The organism is Stutzerimonas azotifigens DSM 17556, from assembly GCF_000425625.1.
GTDB lineage: Bacteria > Pseudomonadota > Gammaproteobacteria > Pseudomonadales > Pseudomonadaceae > Stutzerimonas > Stutzerimonas azotifigens.
The window spans coordinates 1-17,434 of record NZ_KE384422.1; the positions used below are offsets into that span (position 1 = coordinate 1).

Consider the following 17,434-nt stretch of genomic DNA (forward strand, 5'->3'; position numbering starts at 1 on the left):
GCCTGCTGCACGAGATGATCCGCCGCAACGCGAAGAAGGGCCTGGCGACCCTGTGCATCGGCGGCGGCCAGGGCGTGGCGCTGGCGATCGAGCGCTGATCGAGCGATTTGGCCGGCCAAGGTGCGCATGGCGCACCCCACGGGCCAAGGCAACGCCTGGCTGTTCCCTTCTCCCGCCGGGAGAAGGCTGGCCCGCAGGGCCGGATGAGGGAAAGGCTCCGTGCACCAGCCCTTTCCCCAGCCCTCTCAGAGGGCTGCGGGAGCAGGCTACAGGTGCCATGGTCGCAGGCAGAGCCTGCTCCTACAGGTGTGCAGCGAGCTGCAGGCAACGCCGGGCTGTTCCCTTCTCCCGCCGGGAGAAGGTGGCCCACAGGGCCGGATGAGGGAAAGGCTCCGTGCACCTGCCCTTTCCCCAGCCCTCTCAGAGGGCTCCGGGAGCAGGCTACAGGTGCCATGGTCGCAGGCAGAGCCTGCTCCTACAGGTGTGCAGCGAGCTGCAGGCAATGCCGGGCTGTTCCCTTCTCCCGCCGGGAGAAGGTGGCCCACAGGGCCGGATGAGGGAAAGGCTCTGCGCACCAGCCCTCTCCCGGAGTGAGAAGGGGCCGATCCGGTACTACGCCCGATGCCCGGCTGCCGGGCGGCCTTCTTTTGGGTTACTTGTTCTTGGCCCGGACGGCGATCGGCAAACAAGTAAAGTGACGCGCCGTGCAAGGCGTAATCTGTAAGCTCGAGGAAAGCGTCCCGGAACTCTGGCACAGGTGAGGTCGCTAACCTCAGGGCCCCTCAAGTACCAAGGGTAGAAATCTGCGAGCGCCGCGGCGGCCTGAACCCGGCCCTGGTGGCATACTCCAAGTCAGTCCCCCCACGAAGAAACCGGCTGGCTGCCATGCCCAAAGGATTGAAACGCACCCTCATCGTCGCCCTGATCGGCCTCGCGCTCTACAGCCTGCTGGGCTTTCTGGTGCTGCCGGGCGTGGCGCTGCACCTGATCAACGGCCAGCTGCAGCAGTACGTCAACGGCCCGGCGCGGCTCGAGCGGCTCGAATTCAATCCCTTCAGCCTGGAAGCCCAGGCCTTCGGGCTGTCGCTCGGCGAGCCGGAGCAGCTCGGCTTCCAGCGCCTCTATCTCGACCTCGAATGGCGCAGCCTCTGGCAGCGCCGCCTGTACCTCGCCGACATGGAGGTCGAGGGGCTGAGCGGCGAGGCGCTATTCAGCGCCGACGGCACCTTCAACCTCCAGCAGCTGTTCGAGCAGCCGGCAGAACCGCAAGAGCCGGCGGACGACCGCTCAGGGCAGCTGTTCCCGCTGCAGATCGACCGCTTCGCCCTATCCCGTGGCTACCTCCGCTTTCGCGACGAGCGCACCGAAGAACCGATCGAGCTCGTCTACGACAACCTGGACCTCGAACTGCGCCAGCTCAGCACCGCGCCGGACAGACAGGCCGACGCGCAACTGGTCGCACGGGGCCCGGGCGGTGGCGAACTGCGCTGGGAAGGCCAGTTGAGCCTCGACCCGCTCGGCTCCGAGGGCGACCTGCAGCTCGACGCCCTCCAGCTCAAGAGCCTGTGGCCCTATGCCGAACGCAGCGTGCCGCTGCGCCTGCAGCAGGGCGCGCTGGATTTCGCCACCCACTACCGGCTCGAGTTCGCCGACGAAACCCGCCTGACCCTGAGCGATACCCGCCTGAAGCTCAGTCCGCTGGCGCTCGACAGCCAGGCCGGCGACCCTTTGCTGCGGGTCGCCGGCCTGCAGATCGAAGACACCTCGCTGGACCTGTCGGAGCAGCGCGTCACACTTGGTCGGATCGTTGTCGACGGTCTCGAAACCTGGCTGGCACGCGGGCAGGACGGCCAGCTCAACTGGCAGCGGCTGTTCGCCGACGCAGCCGGCGAGAGCACGCCCGACGACGCCGAGCAGACGCCCCCCTGGCGCATCCGCGTCAACGACGGCCGCCTGAACGGCGCCCGCCTGCACCTTGCCGACGCCGTGCCCGAACAACCGGTGGCCCTCGAACTGGGCCCGCTGAACCTGCAGGTGGAGCGCTTCGACAGTGCCGGCGAACAGCCCTTCGCTCTCTCGCTCGACACCGGCGTCGGCCGCCAGGGCCAGGTGCGCGCGCAGGGCGAGTTGTCGGTAGAGCCGCCCGGCGGCCAGCTGCAGCTGAATCTCGAGGACATCGACCTGCGCGTCGCCCAAGCCTACCTCACCCCCTATGCCAAGGTGGAGCTGCGCAGCGGCCTGCTGAGCAGCGCGCTGCAGGTCGAACTGCAGGGCACCGAGCCCCTCGCCTTCGTCGTCAGCGGCCAGGCCCAGGTGGACCAGCTGCACACCCTCGATACGATCCGCAGCCGCGACCTGCTGCGCTGGCAGCGCCTGGGGCTGAATGACCTGCGCTACGAGCACGACCGGCTGCTGTCGGTGGGGCGGGTCGAGCTCGACCGCCCCTATGCGCGCTTCATCATCAACCCCGACCAGAGCACCAACCTCGGCGAACTGCTGGTCGAGCCCCCGGACGGCGAGGCGGCAGCCGCCGCGCAGGAAGAAGCGAAGGGCGAACTGGCGCTGCACATCGGCGAGATCGTCCTGCAGGAGGGATCGGGCGACTTCGCCGACCTCAGCCTGCGCCCGCCCTTCGGCACCAACATCGAGCAGCTTTCCGGGCGCATCGGCACCCTCGACAACCGGCAGGCGAGCGCGGCCCCGGTGAAGATCGCCGGGCGCGTGGACCGCTACGCACCGGTTAGCATCGAAGGCAGCCTGACACCCTTCGACCCGCTGCAGAGCCTGGACCTGGCCACCCGTTTCCAGCAGGTCGAACTCACTACCCTGAGCCCCTATTCGAGCAAGTTCGCCGGCTACCGCATCCAGCGCGGGCGCATGAACCTCGACCTGCACTACCGGGTCCAGCAGGGCCAGCTGGATGCGCAGAACAAGGTGGTGGTCGAACAGCTGCAACTCGGTGAGAAAGTCGACAGCCCTGATGCGGTCGACCTGCCGGTACGCCTGGCGGTCGCCCTGCTGAAGGACAGCCACGGCGTCATCTCCCTGGAGCTGCCGGTGCGCGGCGACCTGAACAACCCTCAGTTCGACGTCATGCCGGTGGTCTGGCAGACGCTGCGCAACCTGGTGGTACGCGCGGCCAAGGCGCCGTTCCGGATGCTCGGCAGCCTGGTGGCGGGCGATCAGCCGGACCTCGGCGAAGTACCCTTCGCGCCCGGCACCTCGCAGCTCGACGAGGCGGCGCGGCACCGGCTCGACGTGCTGGCCAAGGCACTGCAGGAACGCCCTGCCCTGCGGCTTGAGGTCGAAGGCCGGAGCCTGCCGCGGCTGGACGGCTCCTTTATCGCCCGGCAGCGCCTCGAGGACGAATACCGCCGGCTCTGGTACCGCACGCTGCAGAACCGCGGCGAGCGGGTGCCGGCCGATCCCGCCCAGCTGATGGTGCCGGAGGAGGAAAAGGCCGCCCTGCTCGAGGGCATCTACCGCACGCGCCTCAAGCGCCAGCCCCCGCAGGAATGGACGGAGCTGGACGATACCGAGCGTGCCACGCGGTTGCGCGACGCGGTGGTGGAGTCCTGGAGCGACAACAGCGCGCTGCTCGATCGCCTCAGCCAGGCGCGCGCGAACAGCATCAAGGACTATCTGGTCGACGCCGGCGGGCTCGCGGCCGAGCGCATCTACCTGCTGGCCACGTCGCAGGCCGACAATGCGCAGGAAGAGCGGGTCACCGCCCGCCTGCATCTGGGAGCACTGTGATGAAAGGCTGCCTGTTACCCATGATCGGCCTGCTCATGCTGGCCGTGCTGCCAGTGGCCCACGCCGACACGCTGCGCTGCGGCAACCAGTTGGTCAGCACCGGCGATCGCGCCTTCGAGGTGGAACGCAAGTGCGGCCCACCCGTGCAGCGCGACCTGATCGGCTACGGAATCGGCCCGAACCAGCGTCAGGAAAGTCTGATCGAGGAATGGGTCTACGGGCCGCAGAACGGCGCGTTCAACATCCTCACCTTCGAAGCCAACCGGCTGGTGCGCATCGAGATGCGCCGGGACCGATGAGCCGCTGGTCCATGTGGAAGGCGAGCCTCGCCTTGCTGTTCCTCTCCGGCATCGCCTGCCAGGCGCACGCCTCGTCGACCTGGCGCTGCGGCAGCGGCCTGGTCAGCCTGGGCGACGCGGCGGCGGAAGTGGCCTACAAGTGCGGAGAGCCGGCGAACCGGACGTTCGAGGGCTACAGGGAAGTGCTGGACGACTATGGCTTCCGCCAGGAAGTCGCCGTCGAGGAGTGGACCTATGGTCCGAACAACGGGATGTACCACTACCTGCGCTTCGAGGGAAACCGCCTGCGCCGCATCGACAGCGCGCGGGGCCGCTAGCGCAACGAGACACGCCCCGCCGAAGCTGGGCGTGTTCGCGAGGGGGATCACTCGACGGCTTTCAGACCGTCTGCCGCGACATCGCGGACGCCCTTGATGGTCTTGGCCTTGTCGATCGCAGCCTCACGCTGCGCCTCGGTGGCCACCGTGCCGGACAGCGAGACGACGCCGTCCTTGGTTTCCACTTCGATATCCATGCCGGGAGTGGCGTCGCCGGCCAGCAGCGCCGACTTCACCTTGGTGGTGATCCAGGTGTCGGAGACGGCTTCGCCGGCCTGCTCGGCTTTGTGCTCCATCGTGCTTTCGTTGGCCAGCATCAGCGGCGAGCTCTCGCTGTCGGCAAGGGCCAGGCCGGCCAGCGGCAGGCTGAGCGTGGTGGTCACGAGGGCAGCGGTCAGAGAGCGGCTTACCTTGGTCATCTGCTTACTCCTGTTTCATCTGGGATACGTAAGCTTTGACAGGCGCGCCCCATTTTCGATCCGAGGACTCGAAAATGCCGCGCTAGACGGCATACCCATGACGCACCGTGGTGCAGGAAGAGGAAGCCTTGCATATAGCCGGGCAAAACCGATGACAGCCAAAACGAAAAAAGGCCCCGAAGGGGCCTTTTTCATACACGGAGCCGACGTCAGACGCCGGATGCCTCCGCGGCAGCGACATCCTTGATCGACAGCTTGATGCGGCCGCGGTTGTCGACGTCGAGCACCAGGACCTTCACTTCCTGGCCTTCCTTCAGCACGTCCGTGACCTTCTCGATGCGCTGATCGCTGATCTGCGAGATGTGCACCAGGCCGTCCTTGCCCGGCAGGATGTTGACGAAGGCACCGAAGTCGACGATGCGCTCGACGCGGCCGGTGTAGATCTTGCCGATCTCGGCCTCGGCGGTGATCGCCAGCACGCGCTGCTTGGCCGCCTCGGCCGCTTCCTTGGTCTCGCCGAAGATTTTGATCGAACCGTCGTCCTCGATGTCGATCGAGGCCTTGGTCTCTTCGCAGATGCCGCGGATGGTCGCGCCACCCTTGCCGATCACGTCGCGGATCTTGTCCTGGTCGATCTTCATCGCCAGCATGGTCGGCGCGTTGGCCGACAGCTCGCTGCGCGACTGGGCGATGACCTGGTTCATCTGGCCGAGGATGTTCAGGCGCGCTTCCAGCGCCTGGTTCAGGGCGATCTCCATGATCTCCTCGGTGATGCCTTGGATCTTGATGTCCATTTGCAGCGCGGTGACGCCATTGGCGGTACCGGCCACCTTGAAGTCCATGTCGCCCAGGTGATCCTCGTCGCCAAGGATGTCGGTCAGCACGGCGAACTTCTCGCCTTCCTTGACCAGGCCCATGGCGATACCGGCAACCGGCGCCTTCATCGGCACGCCGGCGTCCATCAGCGCCAGCGAGGCGCCGCAGACCGAGGCCATGGAGCTGGAGCCGTTCGACTCGGTGATTTCCGATACCACGCGGATGGTGTACGGGAACTGCTCGTCCTTCGGCAGCATGGCCTGCACGCCACGACGCGCCAGGCGGCCATGACCGATCTCGCGGCGGCCCGCGCTGCCCATGCGGCCCGCTTCACCGACCGAGTACGGCGGGAAGTTGTAGTGCAGCATGAAGGCGTCCTTCTTCTCGCCTTCCAGGGTGTCGAGCAGCTGCGCATCGCGCGCCGTGCCGAGGGTCGCGACCACCAGCGCCTGGGTCTCGCCGCGGGTGAACAGGGCCGAGCCGTGGGTCTTGGGCAGCACGCCGACTTCGATCTTCAGCGGGCGCACGGTGCGGGTGTCGCGGCCGTCGATGCGCGGCTTGCCGTTGACGATGTTCTCGCGCACGGTGCGGTATTCGATCTCGCCGAAGGCGTCCTTGACCTCGCCGACCGACGGCTGACCCTCTTGTTCGCCGGCGAAGCGGGCGACGACCTGCTCGCGCAGCTCGTCGAGACGGCTGTAGCGCTGCTGCTTGAGGGTGATGGTGTAGGCCTCGGAAATGGCCTGGCCGAACTCGCTGCGGATGGCGTCCAGCAGCGCGGTGTTGGCTGCGGCCGGGGTCCAATCCCAGGCCGGCTTGCCGGCTTCGGCGGCGAATTCCTTGACCGCCTGGATCACGGCCTGGAACTCCTGGTGGGCGAACAGAACGGCGCCCAGCATCTGGTCTTCGGTCAGCTCCTTGGCTTCCGACTCGACCATCAGCACGGCTTCCTCGGTGCCGGCCACGACCATGTCCAGGCTGGAGGCCTTGAGCTGCTCGTAGGTCGGGTTCAGCAGGTAGCCGGTGTCTTCGTGGAAGGCCACGCGGGCAGCGCCGACCGGGCCGTTGAACGGAATGCCGGAGACCGCCAGGGCCGCGGAGGTGCCGATCATCGAGGCGATGTCCGGATCGGTCTTCTTGCTGGTGGAAACGACGGTGCAGATGACCTGCACTTCGTTCATGAAGCCTTCGGGGAACAACGGGCGGATCGGGCGATCGATCAGACGCGAGGTCAGCGTCTCCTTCTCCGACGGGCGGCCTTCACGCTTGAAGAAACCGCCGGGGATGCGGCCGGCCGCGTAGGTCTTTTCCTGGTAGTGGACCGAGAGCGGGAAGAAGCCCTTGCCCGGATCGGCCTGCTTGGCGGCCACCACGGTGACCAGCACGGTGACGTCGTCATCGATCGACACCAGCACGGCGCCCGAAGCCTGGCGGGCGATACGGCCCGTTTCCAGGGTGACGGTCGACTGACCGAATTGGAATTTCTTGGTTACCGGATTCACGGTGTTTCCTTCTCTATGTTGCCTTGGGGAAATCGTGGGGAGCGGCGGGTATCGGACCGGCCGTTCCTCCAGAAAGCCGAAAGCTGGAAGCCCGAAGCCAAGGCGGGGTCGCCCCCGCCTTCACTCCGGACTTCCAGCTTCCAACTTCCAGCTCGCCGCCGCTTAGCGACGCAGACCCAGACGACCGATCAGGGTGCTGTAACGAGTGGTGTCCTTGCCCTTCAGGTAGTCCAGCAGCTTGCGACGCTGGTTCACCATGCGGATCAGACCACGACGGGAGTGGTGGTCCTTGCCGTTGGCCTTGAAGTGGTCCTGCAGCTTGTTGATGTTGTGGGTCAACAGCGCAACCTGCACTTCGGGCGAACCGGTGTCGCCTTCGGACTGCTTGTACTCGTTAACGATCTGGGCTTTTTCTTCAACGCTCAGTGCCATGATGGGCTCCTTGAGTGAACAGGCCGGGAATCGCTTCCCGTGTTGGAAAAGGAGGTATGACCGTGCCTGCTGACAGCCACCCTCCGATGCTCCGCGCGGTCTGCACGAAGCATGACGGTCATTCCGACCGAATCAACCGACGCGGCGCCACGCGCCCATCGTCACTAATCTCGCCGATGCCGATGAAACGGCCCTGGCCGTCGCGTACGCGAACCAGACCGAACTTCGGCGCATCCGGTGCCCGCACCGGCTGGCCGTGCAGCCAATAATAGGCCGCATGCTCGGACAGGCCGACCTCCGGCCAGTGCTCCAGGCCGCTGTCCACCGGCTGCAGGAAGGCATCGAGCGCCTCCGCGCCGCCCTCGGCGTGCGCCTGCTCCAGCGCCTCCAGCGTCACCGTGCGGTCGAGCCCGAAGGGCCCGGCCTGGGTCCGCCGCAGCTCCGCCACGTGGGCGCCGCAGCCGAGCATCCGGCCGATGTCCTCGACCAGCACGCGGATATAGGTCCCCTTGCTGCAGGAAACGGCGAGCCGGGCCCGGTCCGCTTCCAGCGACAGCAATTCCAGGCGCGCAATGGTAACAGAACGCGCCTCGCGCTCCACCACTTCTCCAGCCCGCGCCAGCTTGTACAGTGGCTGTCCGTCGCGCTTGAGCGCCGAGTACATCGGCGGTACCTGGGAGATTTCGCCGCGAAAGCGCGGCAGCGCCTCTTCCAGCTGTTCGCGCGACACCTCGGCCGCACGGCGCTCGACCACCTCGCCCTCGGCATCGCCGGTGGTGGTGGTGACTCCGAGCTGCATGAGCGTCTCGTAGCCCTTGTCGGCATCGAGCAGGTACTGCGAGAACTTGGTCGCCTCGCCGAAGCACAGCGGCAGCACGCCGGTGGCCAGCGGGTCGAGGCTGCCGGTGTGCCCCGCCTTCTCGGCGTTGAGCAGCCAGCGGACCTTCTGCAGCGCGGCGTTCGACGTGAGGCCGCGCGGCTTGTCGAGCAGGATGATGCCGTTGACGCGCCGGCGGATGCGTTTGACTTGCGCCACGGTCACTCCTCGGAGTCGCCGTGCTTGCGGTCTTCGGCGACCGCGCGCTCGATCAGCGCCGACAGTTCCACGCCGCGGCGGATGCTGGCGTCGTAGCGGAAATGCAGCTGCGGCACGGTGCGCAGTTTCATCACCTTGCCCAGCTGCATGCGCAGGAAGCCGGCCGCTTCGCCGAGAATGTGCAGGTTCAGCTCGATCGCGTCCGGATCGTCGTCCCGCCCCATGACGGTGATGTACACCTGGGCGTGCGACAGGTCGCGGCTCACGTACACCGCCGTGATGGTCACCATGCCCAGGCGGGGGTCCTTGATTTCGCGCTGGATCATCAATGCCAGCTCACGCTGCATCTGATCGCCGATGCGCTGGGTACGGCTATAGTCTTTGGCCATATGGGACCTCACTACAGGCTGCAGGCTTCAAGCTGCAGGCCAGAACACAAAAACAAACGGCAAGCCCAGGCAGCACGCCATGCACTGCCTGAAGCCTGCCGCCTGTAGCCTGAAGCCGCTTACAGCGACCGCGCGACCTGGACCTTCTCGAAGACCTCGATCTTGTCGCCGACCTTGACGTCGTTGTAGCTCTTCACACCGATACCGCACTCCATGCCGGCGCGGACTTCGGACACGTCGTCCTTGAAGCGGCGCAGCGACTCGAGTTCACCCTCGAAGATCACCACGTCGTCGCGCAGCACGCGGATCGGACGGTTGCGGTGCACCATGCCCTCGATGACCATGCAGCCGGCGATGGCGCCGAACTTCGGCGAGCGGAACACGTCGCGAACCTCGGCCACGCCCAGGATGTTCTCCCGGACATCGCTGCCGAGCATGCCGGACAGCGCCTTCTTCACGTCCTCGATGATGTCGTAGATGACGTTGTAGTAGCGCAGGTCCAGACCTTCCTGCTCGACGATCTTGCGCGCACCGGCATCGGCGCGCACGTTGAAGCCGAACAGCACCGCGTTGGAAGCCAGCGCCAGGTTGGCGTCGCTCTCGGTGATGCCGCCGACGCCGCCGCCGACCACGCGAACCTGGACTTCGTCGTTGCCCAGATCGCTGAGCGAACCCTGCAGCGCTTCCAGCGAGCCGCGAACGTCTGCCTTGAGCACGATGTTGAGAGTCTTCTTCTCGTCCTGGCCCATGGTCTCGAAAATGTTCTCGAGCTTGGCGTTGTGCTGGCGGGCCAGCTTGACCTCACGGTACTTGCCCTGACGGAACAGCGCGATCTCGCGCGCCTTCTTCTCGTCGGCCACCACGATCAGCTCGTCGCCGGCATCCGGCGTGCCGTCCAGGCCGAGGATCTCGACCGGAATGGCCGGCCCGGCTTCCTTCACGTTCTTGCCGTTCTCGTCGAGCATGGCGCGAACGCGACCGTAGTTGACCCCGACCAGCACCATGTCGCCCTGGCGCAGGGTGCCGTCCTGCACCAGCACGGTGGCGACCGGACCGCGACCCTTGTCCAGGCGCGACTCGACCACGACGCCGCGTCCCGGCGCGCTCGGGGTCGCCGTCAGCTCGAGCAGCTCGGCCTGCAGCAGAACCGCTTCGAGCAGCTCGTCGATGCCGGTGCCGACCTTCGCCGACACGGCGACGAACTGGGTGTTGCCGCCCCACTCTTCCGGAATCACGTCGCGGCCGGCCAGATCGTTCTTGATCCGGTCGAGGTCCGCTTCTGGCTTGTCGATCTTATTCACCGCGACGACGATCGGCACGCCGGCCGCCTTCGCGTGCTGGATTGCTTCTTCCGTCTGCGGCATCACGCCGTCGTCGGCCGCCACCACCAGGATGACGATGTCGGTCGCCTTCGCACCGCGGGCGCGCATCGCGGTAAAGGCCGCGTGGCCGGGGGTGTCGAGGAAGGTGACCATGCCGCGGTCGGTTTCCACGTGATAGGCGCCGATGTGCTGGGTGATGCCGCCGGCCTCGCCGACCGCCACCTTCGCGCGGCGGATGTAATCCAGCAGCGAGGTCTTGCCGTGGTCGACGTGACCCATCACGGTCACCACCGGTGCACGCGGCACCGCCTCGCCTTCGAACTTCAGCGATTCGGCCAGTTGCTCTTCCAGTGCGTTGTCGCTGACCAGCTTGACCTTGTGGCCGAGCTCTTCGGCGATCAGCTGAGCGGTCTCCCGGTCGAGCACCTGGTTGATGGTGACCGGCGACCCCATCTTGAACATGAACTTGATGACTTCAGCTGCCTTGACGGACATCTGCTGAGCCAGCTCGGCGACCGTAATGGTCTCGCCAATCGAAACTTCGCGCACGACAGGTCCTGTAGGGTTCTGGAAACCATGCTGGTTCCGCTTCTTCAGTTTGGCCTTGCCACGACCGCCGCCACGCCGACCAAAACCGTCGGCTTCGTCGTCGCCGCTGCGCACGGTACGGGTCAGCGGCGCCGCCTTGCCCTTCAGCGAAGGCCGATGCTGGGCATGCTTGCGGTCACGGCGATCGTCCTCGTCTGCACGGACCTTCTCCGGACGGCGCGGTTCATCCTTCTTGCGCTCTTCGGCGACCACGCGAGGGGCAGGCGCTGCCGCTGCCGGCTCCGCAGCCGCCTCGGCGGGCTGGCCCGGGGCCTGCGCCTCGGTTTCAGCCTTCTGTGCCGCGGCCCTGGCCGTTTCTTCGGCCTGCCGGCGGGCCTGCTCTTCCGCTTCTGCGCGCTCGCGGGCTTCGGCCTCGGCCTTCAGCCGTGCCGCTTCTTCCGCCGCACGCTGCTCTTCGAGTTCGCGCTGCTTCTCGGCTTCCAGTTCGTCCGGGCTGCGCTTGACGTAGGTCTTCTTCTTGCGCACCTCGACGCTGATGGTCTTGCTGCCGGCCACCTTCAGTTTGGTGGTGGTCTTACGCTGCAGCGTGATCTTGCGCGGCTCCTCGAGCCGGTCCCCGTGGCTGCTCTTGAGGTGCGCCAACAGGGCCTGCTTTTCGTTATCGGTCACTACTTGCTCGGCGCTGGTGTGCGACAGTCCTGCCTCACGCATCTGCTGCAGCAGTCGCTCGACCGGTGTGTCGACCACCTGGGCCAGTTCTTTCACCGTGACTTGCGTCATGCATTCCTCTCCTCGGGCCGCACGCTTACTCGAACCAATGGGCTCGGGCGGCCATGATCAGCTTGCCGGCACGCTCTTCGTCGATGCCGTCTATGTCGAGCAGGTCGTCGATCGACTGCTCCGCCAGATCTTCGCGGGTCGTCACGCCGCGCACGGCCAGTTCGACCGCAAGTTCCTTGTCCATGCCTTCCAGCGAAAGCAGGTCTTCGGCCGGCTGTGCATCGGCCAGCTTCTCCTCGGTTGCGATGGCCTTGGTCAGCAGGCGGTCCTTGGCGCGGGAACGCAGCTCGTTGACGATATCCTCGTCGAACCCTTCGATCGCCAGCATTTCCTCCATCGGGACGTAGGCGATCTCTTCCAGGGTGGTGAATCCTTCCTCGACCAGAACCTGGGCAAGCTCTTCGTCGACATCCAGCTCGTCGACGAAGGCGCGCAGGATGTCGCCCGTTTCCTCTTCCTGCTTGGCCTGGATGTCGGCCTCGGTCATCACGTTCAGGGTCCAGCCGGTCAGCTGGCTCGCCAGCCTGACGTTCTGACCGCCACGGCCGATGGCCTGCGCCAGGTTGTCCTCGGCCACGGCGATGTCCATCGCGTGGGCGTCCTCGTCGACGATGATGGCGGCGACCTCGGCCGGCGCCATGGCGTTGATGACGAACTGCGCCGGGTTCTCGTCCCACAGCACGATATCCACCCGCTCGCCGCCGATCTCGCCGGAGACGGCCTGTACCCGCGAACCGCGCATGCCGATGCAGGCGCCCTGCGGGTCGATGCGCTTGTCCTTCGAGCGCACGGCGATCTTGGCGCGCGAGCCCGGATCACGGGAGGCGCCCATCACTTCGATCAGTTCCTCGGCGATTTCAGGCACCTCGATGCGGAACAGCTCGATCAGCATCTGCGGCGCGGTGCGCGACAGGATCAGCTGCGGGCCGCGGTTCTCGGTGCGAATTTCCTTCAGCAGCGCACGCACGCGGGCGCCGACGCGGAAGGTCTCGCGCGGGATGATGTCCTCGCGGGCCAGCAGCGCCTCGGCGTTGTTGCCGAGATCGACGATGACGCTGTCGCGGGTGACCTTCTTCACGGTGCCGGAAATGATGTCGCCGACGCGATCGCGATAGGCCTCGACGATTTGAGCCCGCTCGGCTTCGCGCACCTTCTGCACGATCACCTGCTTGGCGGTCTGTGCGGCGATACGGCCGAATTCGATCGACTCGATCTTCTCTTCGATGACGTCGCCGACCTTGGCATCGTCCTTGCGCTCGCGCGCCTGCTCGACGGTCAGCTCGGCGGCCGGGTTCTCCAGGTCGTCTTCCTCGACCACGGTCCAGCGCCGGTAGCTGTCGTAGTTTCCACTCTGCCGGTTGATCTGCACGCGCAGGTCGACCTCGTCTTCATAGCGCTTCTTGGTCGCAGTCGCCAGCGCCAGCTCCAGCGCCTCGAAAATGACACCGGCCGGTACGCCCTTCTCGTTGGAGACCGACTCAACAACCAGCAGTACTTCTTTGCTCATGTACGCCTCGCCTTTCGCAATCCATTGGGGTCTGCGGATCCGCGCTTAATCAAACCGGGGAACGATGTTGGCCTTGTCGATCGAATCGATCGGCAGCAGATATTCGTGATCTTCGACCTGCACGACCACGTCCTGCTCTTCCACCCCGCGGAGAAGGCCCTGAAAATTGCGCCGCCCCTCGAACGGAGTGCGCAGCTTGATCTTTACCTGGTCGCCCGCGTGTGCCGCGAACTGCTCCAGCGTGAACAACGGCCGATCCATGCCGGGCGACGACACCTCGAGGGTGTATTCGGCGCTGATCGGATCTTCGACATCGAGCACACCGCTGAGTTGGCGACTGACCTTCTCGCAGTCGTCGACCAGAATGCCGTTCGGGTGATCGATATAGACACGAAGCAACGAGTGGCGCCCCTGGGACAGGTATTCGATGCCCCAGCACTGATAACCCAGCGCTTCGACCACGGGGGCCAACAAAGCCTGCAACTGTTCTAGCTTGCTCGACATCGAAGTCCCTCGTGCATGCTCTGAAAATGAAAAATGGGCCTGAAGCCCATCCCTACTGACCGCCTGTCGAGGCCGGCGGCCTGGCTGTTACCCAACAAAAAGCCCCTAGATAGGGGCCTTTGTTCGACTGGTTGCGGGGGCTGGATTTGAACCAACGACCTTCGGGTTATGAGCCCGACGAGCTACCAGACTGCTCCACCCCGCGTCAAAGCTGGGCCCGAATTATACGGCCGACCTGCGAGAGGGTCAACCGGGCCCTGAGAACAAGAAAGCCCGCATGATGCGGGCCCGCTTGTTTGGTACCGAGGAGGGGACTCGAACCCCTACAGCCTATGGCCACTACCACCTCAAGGTAGCGTGTCTACCAATTCCACCACCTCGGCAAAACCCTTACTGCTGCTCCGGCGCCTGGGGCACGTCACCTGCCGACGGGGCAGGTGCCTGCTCTTCGAGCGCGGGCACATCTTCCACTGCGGGAGCCGCCGGCCGGGCCGGGGCTTCCAGGACCGCCGGGTCAGGCAAGCCAGCCCGGGAAAGCTGGTCCGCCTGCTGCTTGGCGTAGAACGCAAGCCCCAGACTGGTCACAAAAAAAACGGTCGCCAGTATAGCAGTAACGCGACTCAGGAAGGTAGCCGAACCTTGGCTTCCGAACACGGTAGCCGAGGCCCCCGAGCCGAAGGAGGCTCCGGCGTCGGCACCCTTCCCCTGCTGAATCAGCACCAGCGCGACCAGTCCGAGGGCCACCAGCAGATGCACCACGATAACAACTGTCTGCAACATCTGTTCAGTTCCCTGCGGCGCGACAGATCGCACCGAAATCATTCGCTTTCAACGAGGCGCCTCCAATCAGGCCCCCATCAATATCCGCCATGCCGAACAGCTCCTGGGCGTTCTCCGGCTTGACGCTGCCGCCGTAGAGGATCCGCACGCCAGCGGCGATTTCGGCATCCTCCCGGGAAAGCCTGCCGCGTATCGCGGCGTGCACTTCCTGCGCCTGCTCGGGCGTCGCGGTCAGCCCGCTACCGATCGCCCAGACCGGCTCGTAGGCGACGACCGCCTCCTCGAACCCGGCGATACCCGCCAGATCCAGCACGGCTTCGAGCTGTCTTTCGACCACGGACAGGGTCTCGCCCGCCTCGCGCTCCTCGAGCCGCTCGCCGACACAGAGCATGGGCTTGAGCCCCGCCTCCCGCGCCGCAACAAACTTCCGGGCCACCAGCTCATCGCTCTCACCGAGCACGAGCCGACGCTCCGAGTGACCGACCAGCACCCACTGGCAACCGAACTCGGCCACCTGGGACACCGACACCTCGCCAGTCAATGCACCGAACCCGGTCTGGGACGCGCAATCCTGGACGCCGACGGCGATGGAATCGCCATCCAGTTCGGCCATCACCTGAGGGATATGCAGAAAGGACGGAAATACCGCGACTTCGACACCCTCAGGCAAGGCCTGCTGGCGAAGGGACTGGATCAGCTCTGCGACGCTGGCGCGGGTACCGTTCATCTTCCAGTTACCAGCTACCAGGGGGCGACGCATGCTTTACCTCGTCGATCAAAGTGGGCGCAGATGTTACTCAAGCCTCTACGGGCTGGCAAGCCTCTCAGGCACATATTTCGGCAACGACCTTGGCGAGCTCTTCGGCATAGCCGCGAACCTGCGATTCCTCGTCGCCCTCCACCATCACCCTTACCAGCGGCTCGGTGCCGGACTTCCTGAGCAGCACCCGCCCGCGCCCGCCCATGCGGTCGGTGACGCGGTCGCAGGCCGCCCTGACGTCCGGATGGACGACCGGATCCTGATTGCCGGACAGCCTGACATTGATCAGCACCTGGGGGCACTTGTGCCAGGCGAGACGGGCCTCGGCCAGGGTCTGGCCGCTGCGCTGCAGCGCCAGCACCACCTGCAGGGCGGCGATGATGGCGTCACCGGTGGTGACGTGCTGGGCACAGACGATATGCCCGGAGTTCTCCCCGCCGAGCTGCCAGCCGCGCTCCTGCATCTCGGACATCACGTAGCGGTCGCCGACCTTGGCGCGCACGAAGGGAATGCCCCGCGCCTTGAGCGCGAGCTCGAGGCCGAGGTTGCTCATCAGCGTACCAACCACGCCACCCTGCAGCTGGCCGCGATCCTGGAGATCGGCGGCGATGATGTAGAGCAGTTCGTCGCCGTCCACCACCGTGCCCGTGTGGTCGACCATCATCACCCGGTCGCCGTCGCCGTCGAAGGCGATGCCCATGTCCGCACCGGCGTCCACCACCGCCTTCTGCAGGGCCGCGACGTGGGTGGAGCCGACCTCGGCGTTGATGTTCAGGCCGTCGGGCTGGGCGGCGGTGGTGACCACTTGGGCGCCGAGCTCGCGAAACACGTTGGGCGCGATCTTGTAGGTCGCACCATGGGCGCAGTCGAGCACCACCTTCAGGCCCGACAGGTCGGTGCTGGTGGGCACGCTGCTCTTGCAGAACTCGGTATAGCGGCCAGCGGCGTCGTTGATGCGCGAGGCCTTGCCCAGCTGCGCCGACTCGACCACCGTCATCTCGGCGTCGAGCAGTTCCTCGATCATCAGTTCCACCTCGTCGGGCAGCTTGGTGCCACGACCGGAGAAGAACTTGATGCCGTTGTCGTAGTGCGGGTTGTGCGAGGCGCTGATGACGATGCCCGCCTCGGCATGGAAGGTCCGCGTCAGGTAGGCGATCGCCGGCGTCGGCATCGGCCCCAGCAGCATCACGTCCGCGCCCGCGGCGGAAAGCCCGGCCTGCAGCGCGGACTCGAACATGTAGCCGGAAATCCGTGTGTCCTTGCCGATCAGGATGCGGCACTTGCCCTGGCGGCGAAAGGCCATGCCCGCCGCCCAGCCCAGCTTGAGCATGAAATCGGGGGTAATGGGGTACTGGCCGACCCGACCGCGAATGCCATCGGTGCCGAAATATTTTCTGCTCATATCGAATTTCCTATTCAGCCGCCTGCACGGCGGCAACCATCCGGACCACATCCGCGGTCTCGGCAACATCATGCACCCTGAGGATCCGCGCACCCTTGGCGACCGCCAGCGCCGCCAACGCCAGGCTCCCGTACAGCCGGCCGTCGACGCCGCGATCGAGCACGCCGCCGATCATCGACTTGCGCGACACGCCCACCAGCAACGGGCGGCCGAGCTCGAGCAGTTCGTCCATGCGCCTGAACAGGCTGAGGTTGTGCGCGAGCGTCTTGGCAAAGCCGAAACCCGGATCGATCAACACGCGCTCGGCGGCGATGCCCGCCTGCTCGCAGCGCCTGACACCCTCTTCCAGGAAGCTTTTCACGGCCAAGGTGACGTCAGCATAGACGGGATTGTCCTGCATGGTCGTCGGCTCGCCGACCATGTGCATCAGGCACACGGGAAGACCGCTGTCGCGGGCCGCCTCGAGGGCCCCGGCACGCGACAGCGAACGAACGTCGTTGATCAGCCCCGCCCCGGCGCGCGCGCCCTCGCGCATGACCGCCGGCGTCGAGGTGTCCACCGAGACCACCACGTCCAGCTCGCGGACCAGCGCCTCGACCACCGGCAGGACGCGCGCCAGCTCTTGGTCGACGCTGACCGGCGCTGCGCCGGGGCGGGTCGATTCGCCGCCGACGTCGATCAGGGTCGCGCCGGCGCGGGCCATCGACTCGGCGTGGCGCAAGGCGGCATCCAGCCGGTTGTGTCGGCCGCCGTCGGAAAAGGAGTCGGGGGTGACGTTGAGGATGCCCATGACGTGCGGGCGGGATAAATCAAGAACCCGGTTGCCGCAAGGCAACCGGGTCGGGTACAGCGTATCGGTCATCG

The 17,434-nt window shown here is 66.0% G+C and carries 16 protein-coding genes and 2 tRNA genes; 4 read left to right on the forward strand and 14 right to left on the reverse strand.

The genetic code is table 11. From position 1 onward, the window contains the following. From H610_RS25245 to H610_RS0121545, 4 genes are all read left to right on the forward strand, one after another. On the forward strand, positions 1-98 hold a 98-nt coding region (locus H610_RS25245), incomplete at its 5' end, for a hypothetical protein (RefSeq protein ID WP_152529143.1). 787 nt (positions 99-885) lie between these two features. Continuing rightward, positions 886-3,756 (forward strand): DUF748 domain-containing protein, encoded by a 2,871-nt coding sequence (locus H610_RS0121535; protein ID WP_028241599.1) that lies wholly within the window; start codon positions 886-888, stop codon positions 3,754-3,756. Then, positions 3,756-4,055 (forward strand): DUF2845 domain-containing protein, encoded by a 300-nt coding sequence (locus H610_RS0121540; protein WP_084166525.1) that lies wholly within the window; start codon positions 3,756-3,758, stop codon positions 4,053-4,055. Before H610_RS0121535 ends, H610_RS0121540 begins: the two co-directional genes overlap by 1 nt. After that, the gene (locus tag H610_RS0121545) at positions 4,052-4,372 is read left to right on the forward strand and encodes a DUF2845 domain-containing protein (RefSeq protein ID WP_408055011.1); all 321 of its coding nucleotides are present in this window, start codon (positions 4,052-4,054) and stop codon (positions 4,370-4,372) included. The genes H610_RS0121540 and H610_RS0121545 overlap by 4 nt, the downstream gene beginning before the upstream one ends. 47 nt (positions 4,373-4,419) lie before the next feature. Here H610_RS0121545 and H610_RS0121550 read toward each other — a convergent pair whose 3' ends face one another. The 14 genes from H610_RS0121550 to folP form a co-directional block, all read right to left on the reverse strand. Then, positions 4,420-4,791, reverse strand: coding sequence for a BON domain-containing protein (locus tag H610_RS0121550; protein WP_028241602.1), 372 nt, complete (start codon positions 4,789-4,791; stop codon positions 4,420-4,422). Between the two features lie 209 nt (positions 4,792-5,000). After that, entirely contained in the window at positions 5,001-7,109 is a 2,109-nt protein-coding gene (gene pnp / locus H610_RS0121555; RefSeq protein WP_028241603.1) for a polyribonucleotide nucleotidyltransferase, read from the reverse strand. Between the two features lie 162 nt (positions 7,110-7,271). After that, positions 7,272-7,541, reverse strand: a complete 270-nt coding sequence (rpsO, locus tag H610_RS0121560) for a 30S ribosomal protein S15 (protein WP_028241604.1) — start codon at positions 7,539-7,541, stop codon at positions 7,272-7,274. Between the two features lie 118 nt (positions 7,542-7,659). Continuing rightward, positions 7,660-8,577: a tRNA pseudouridine(55) synthase TruB gene (gene truB / locus H610_RS0121565; RefSeq protein WP_028241605.1), complete on the reverse strand. Its 918-nt coding sequence runs from the start codon at positions 8,575-8,577 to the stop codon at positions 7,660-7,662. Positions 8,578-8,579: 2 nt separating this feature from the next. Next, positions 8,580-8,966 carry a 30S ribosome-binding factor RbfA gene (gene rbfA, locus H610_RS0121570; RefSeq protein WP_028241606.1) on the reverse strand — a complete coding sequence of 129 codons (387 nt, stop codon included), beginning with the start codon at positions 8,964-8,966 and terminating at the stop codon, positions 8,580-8,582. A 119-nt stretch (positions 8,967-9,085) separates the two neighbouring features. After that, the gene (gene infB, locus H610_RS0121575) at positions 9,086-11,617 is read right to left on the reverse strand and encodes a translation initiation factor IF-2 (protein ID WP_028241607.1); all 2,532 of its coding nucleotides are present in this window, start codon (positions 11,615-11,617) and stop codon (positions 9,086-9,088) included. Between the two features lie 25 nt (positions 11,618-11,642). Next, the gene (nusA, locus tag H610_RS0121580; RefSeq protein ID WP_028241608.1) at positions 11,643-13,124 is read right to left on the reverse strand and encodes a transcription termination factor NusA; all 1,482 of its coding nucleotides are present in this window, start codon (positions 13,122-13,124) and stop codon (positions 11,643-11,645) included. Positions 13,125-13,169: 45 nt separating this feature from the next. Beyond that, complete coding sequence (gene rimP / locus H610_RS0121585) at positions 13,170-13,628, reverse strand: ribosome maturation factor RimP (protein ID WP_028241609.1); 459 nt, start codon at positions 13,626-13,628, stop codon at positions 13,170-13,172. A gap of 128 nt (positions 13,629-13,756) precedes the next feature. Next, positions 13,757-13,833 (reverse strand) — tRNA-Met (locus tag H610_RS0121590). 92 nt (positions 13,834-13,925) lie between these two features. Continuing rightward, positions 13,926-14,011, reverse strand: a tRNA-Leu gene (locus H610_RS0121595). A gap of 7 nt (positions 14,012-14,018) precedes the next feature. Further along, a complete protein-coding gene (gene secG, locus H610_RS0121600; protein WP_028241610.1) occupies positions 14,019-14,408 on the reverse strand; it encodes a preprotein translocase subunit SecG in 390 nt (129 codons plus the stop codon). Positions 14,409-14,412: 4 nt separating this feature from the next. Next, positions 14,413-15,168 (reverse strand): triose-phosphate isomerase, encoded by a 756-nt coding sequence (gene tpiA / locus H610_RS0121605; protein ID WP_028241611.1) that lies wholly within the window; start codon positions 15,166-15,168, stop codon positions 14,413-14,415. A gap of 64 nt (positions 15,169-15,232) precedes the next feature. Further along, complete coding sequence (glmM, locus tag H610_RS0121610) at positions 15,233-16,570, reverse strand: phosphoglucosamine mutase (RefSeq protein WP_028241612.1); 1,338 nt, start codon at positions 16,568-16,570, stop codon at positions 15,233-15,235. Positions 16,571-16,580: 10 nt separating this feature from the next. Further along, positions 16,581-17,432 carry a dihydropteroate synthase gene (gene folP, locus H610_RS0121615; protein WP_028241613.1) on the reverse strand — a complete coding sequence of 284 codons (852 nt, stop codon included), beginning with the start codon at positions 17,430-17,432 and terminating at the stop codon, positions 16,581-16,583. Positions 17,433-17,434: the final 2 nt, after the last annotated feature.

Bases quoted from the DNA above. Each gene is read 5' to 3' on its own strand.
- H610_RS0121545 (WP_408055011.1), top strand. From the start codon at position 4,052: ATGAGCCGCTGGTCCATGTGGAAGGCGAGCCTCGCCTTGCTGTTCCTC.
- rbfA (WP_028241606.1), bottom strand. From the start codon at position 8,966: ATGGCCAAAGACTATAGCCGTACCCAGCGCATCGGCGATCAGATGCAG.
- folP (WP_028241613.1), bottom strand. From the start codon at position 17,432: ATGACCGATACGCTGTACCCGACCCGGTTGCCTTGCGGCAACCGGGTT.
- nusA (WP_028241608.1), bottom strand. From the start codon at position 13,124: ATGAGCAAAGAAGTACTGCTGGTTGTTGAGTCGGTCTCCAACGAGAAG.
- secG (WP_028241610.1), bottom strand. From the start codon at position 14,408: ATGTTGCAGACAGTTGTTATCGTGGTGCATCTGCTGGTGGCCCTCGGA.
- H610_RS0121540 (WP_084166525.1), top strand. From the start codon at position 3,756: ATGAAAGGCTGCCTGTTACCCATGATCGGCCTGCTCATGCTGGCCGTG.
- H610_RS0121550 (WP_028241602.1), bottom strand. From the start codon at position 4,791: ATGACCAAGGTAAGCCGCTCTCTGACCGCTGCCCTCGTGACCACCACG.
- glmM (WP_028241612.1), bottom strand. From the start codon at position 16,570: ATGAGCAGAAAATATTTCGGCACCGATGGCATTCGCGGTCGGGTCGGC.
- H610_RS0121535 (WP_028241599.1), top strand. From the start codon at position 886: ATGCCCAAAGGATTGAAACGCACCCTCATCGTCGCCCTGATCGGCCTC.
- infB (WP_028241607.1), bottom strand. From the start codon at position 11,617: ATGACGCAAGTCACGGTGAAAGAACTGGCCCAGGTGGTCGACACACCG.
- tpiA (WP_028241611.1), bottom strand. From the start codon at position 15,168: ATGCGTCGCCCCCTGGTAGCTGGTAACTGGAAGATGAACGGTACCCGC.
- rimP (WP_028241609.1), bottom strand. From the start codon at position 13,628: ATGTCGAGCAAGCTAGAACAGTTGCAGGCTTTGTTGGCCCCCGTGGTC.
- rpsO (WP_028241604.1), bottom strand. From the start codon at position 7,541: ATGGCACTGAGCGTTGAAGAAAAAGCCCAGATCGTTAACGAGTACAAG.